This window comes from Coleofasciculus sp. FACHB-712 (genome assembly GCF_014695635.1).
Lineage (GTDB): Bacteria > Cyanobacteriota > Cyanobacteriia > Cyanobacteriales > FACHB-T130 > FACHB-T130.
This window is the reverse complement of sequence record NZ_JACJOQ010000298.1, coordinates 1-2,863: the sequence shown is the minus strand read 5'-3', so window position 1 is coordinate 2,863 and position 2,863 is coordinate 1. Positions and strand designations below refer to the sequence as shown.

The 2,863-nt window shown below is 46.0% G+C and carries 3 protein-coding genes; all 3 read left to right on the top strand.

Features of this window, described 5'->3' with window-relative positions:
- On the top strand, window positions 1–1,479 hold a 1,479-nt coding region (locus H6F50_RS07895; RefSeq protein ID WP_190428153.1), incomplete at its 5' end, for a CPBP family intramembrane glutamic endopeptidase.
- Window positions 1,480–1,592: 113 nt separating this feature from the next.
- Entirely contained in the window at window positions 1,593–1,856 is a 264-nt protein-coding gene (locus H6F50_RS07890) for a TM2 domain-containing protein (RefSeq protein WP_190414164.1), read from the top strand.
- Between the two features lie 47 nt (window positions 1,857–1,903).
- Window positions 1,904–2,380 carry a DUF2752 domain-containing protein gene (locus H6F50_RS07885; RefSeq protein ID WP_199292049.1) on the top strand — a complete coding sequence of 159 codons (477 nt, stop codon included), beginning with the start codon at window positions 1,904–1,906 and terminating at the stop codon, window positions 2,378–2,380.
- Window positions 2,381–2,863: the final 483 nt, after the last annotated feature.

The window sequence follows — 2,863 nt, the reverse complement described above, 5'->3', positions numbered from 1 at the left end:
TTACTGGATAGCTGGAATCAGCCTCAGATTCAAGGTCGCCTGGAACTGTACCAAACGAATTTGTTACTCCAAGCGAGTGAGTGGCAGGGCGACAAAGCTGGTGATGCCAATTTAACAAACGCCCGGAACGCTCTTTTAGGTGAAGATCCTTTAAAAACTGCCCAAAAGCAGTATGAGGAGGCGCGTTCGGAGGATCGAGCCACTCTGGAAAAGCTGCAAGGGCGGCTCGAAAAGCTGAAATTGGAAGCCGATGCGAATCCAGATGCGGCTAAATCACCGCAACAATTGCTGGCGTCAATCAAGAAGGTAAAACAGCTGATTGCTGAGCTTGACTTGCGGTTGGGAATTTTACAAGCTCAACAAGGACAAACGGAGGCGGCAATTAAAACTTGGACTGAATTAATCAATCGGTCTAAACAGCAAGCATCCAGCGAGTTAAAGATTAAGCCAGCGGCGGTTTTGGTGGGACTTTGGAGCAAGCCACCCAGCCTAATAGTGGATGCCCAGCCGCAAATTCAAGAGCATTTAGACGGCTGGTTCCGCGATCGCGCTTTGACTAAACTCTACCAAGTAGAAGAACGTCAGAAGGATTTGGCGGCACTCCAGGCACGAGAGCAGGAACGCGCTGAAGCTGCAATTGTAAAATTAGCGATTGTTGGAGCAATCCCGCTAGTGGGAGTATTGGTGGGATTAGGATTGCTGATTTTTCTACTAGCAGGAGTGCTAATTAAGGGAAAAGAAGCCATCCTCGCTCAAAATGGCGATATCCCTTGGACAACGCCTTGGAATGCCGAAATTATTTGGCAGGTGTTCGTCGTAGGCTTTTTCTTTATCGGTCAATTTCTACTGCCGCTCTTTTTTAGCTTACTGCCCCTAAACCGAGCCAGCTTCGATGTTCGCACACAAGCGGCTTTTGTTCTGGTGAGTTACGCAACATTGGCGTTTGAGTGTCTGCTGGTTCTGTATTTATCTATCCGCTCTTTTTTACCGTTGCCAGAAGGTTGGTTTCGATTCAATTGGCGGGGAAACTGGATTCTTTGGGGATTGGGCGGATATTTAGTCGCGCTGCCTCTAGTGATTGTGGTGTCGCTGATTAACCAAAAGCTGTGGCAGGGACAAGGGGGCAGCAATCCGATTTTACCGATTGCTCTAGAGGGGCAAGATAGTGTGGCGCTGGCGATCTTTTTCTTGACGGCGGCGGTGGCAGCACCATTGTTTGAGGAGTTCTTGTTTCGCGGTTTTCTGTTGCCGTCCCTCACCCGTTATATGCCCGTTTGGGGAGCGATCGCGCTCAGTAGCTTGTTTTTTGCGATTGTTCACCTGAATCTCTCGGAAATCTTGCCCCTGGCGACGTTGGGAATGGTTTTGGGAGTGGTTTATACGCGATCGCGCAACCTCCTTGCACCGATACTCCTCCACTCTCTCTGGAATGGTGGCACTTTGCTGAGTCTTTTCCTCTTGGGTAGTGGATCTGCGTGATGTTTCCTTCCAGTCATTGTTAAGAAGAATCAATGCTTTCCGTCTTGTGATAGATGCGTTACCCAACTGGGAACACTAAAAGCGGAAAGCAAATTTTTCAAGGGTTCACACAAATGAGGGATGGAAACTCTACTGATGCCAGCAAAAAAATCGCCGCTGGAGTCTGCGGGATTCTTATCGGGGCTTTAGGTATCCATAAGTTTGTTCTTGGCTATAACACAGAAGGCATCATCATGTTGCTGGTTAGCCTGCTTACCTGTGGAATCGGTTCGCCAATTATGGGAATTATTGGTTTGATCGAGGGAATAACTTATTTGACAAAATCTGACGAAGAATTCGTCAGCACTTACCTTGTTAGCAAGAAAGGTTGGTTTTAATCGACCCCTGCGAGAGCGCTTGGGTAGACGCTAGCTTAACTTGAGCCATGTCTAAATTATCTCGCTCTAATCTGTCTAGCAATGCTCGACGGATTCGCTGGTTGATATTAGGAATATGTTCAGCACCTCTAGTGGGAACCTACTTTTATAACCAAGGATATAAAGTAACGTTCCTGGTTTGCCCAATTCGGCACTTTACGGGGATTCCTTGTCCTACGTGTGGCATGACTCGGTCTTTTATGGCAATTGTGCGAGGAGATTGGAGTTGCGCCTTAGCAGAACACCTGTTCGGCCCGGTTTTATTCGCTGCCTTTTTGATTGCAACAGTTCATATTACACTTGAACTAATCGCGGGACGTAAAATCGCCGTCTTGTATGTTCAAATGCTTAGGACCCGAAAGCTACAGGTGCTGAGCCTACTTCTAATTTTAAGCTACCATGCGTTGCGCTTGTATTATTTATCAAAGTCTGGAGAACTATATCTCGCCTTGGTTCATTCACCCTTGGGCCAGCTATTTTTTTGAGGAATTCATGCTTGTATAAAAAGTTTTGTTTTTAGGTCAAATTATTTGCGATTGCTTGTTTGTATTTTGTCGTTTTTGCAACGATAAATTTAACAGATAGGGCGATAATTTATTCCTGTTAAATTAAGTTGCTTCTGTAAATCTTTCTCCTGACTTAATATGCTAATACGCAAACCCAAAAAACTGATTTTACCCATGTTCCTAGCTTTGTTAGGTATGGGATATTTCAGTGTAATGTCTAGCTTAGAGATTAACTTCTTCTTTAGGGGCTATGCCGCGCTCATGCCAATGCAGGCTCTAGCACTGGTCTACGTGATGTATCTTCGCTGGAGTAGCCGTTGACCGTTCGCGGGTAACTAACTTAAAAAAGATTAAGAATTTTTGCGCGATCGCCCGGACTTTCGCCTAACCTCAAAATAGAGACGCTAGAACAGTCTGGCGTTGAGGTGTCGTGGAAAGTCCCAAGATTCTCTATGCAATCCC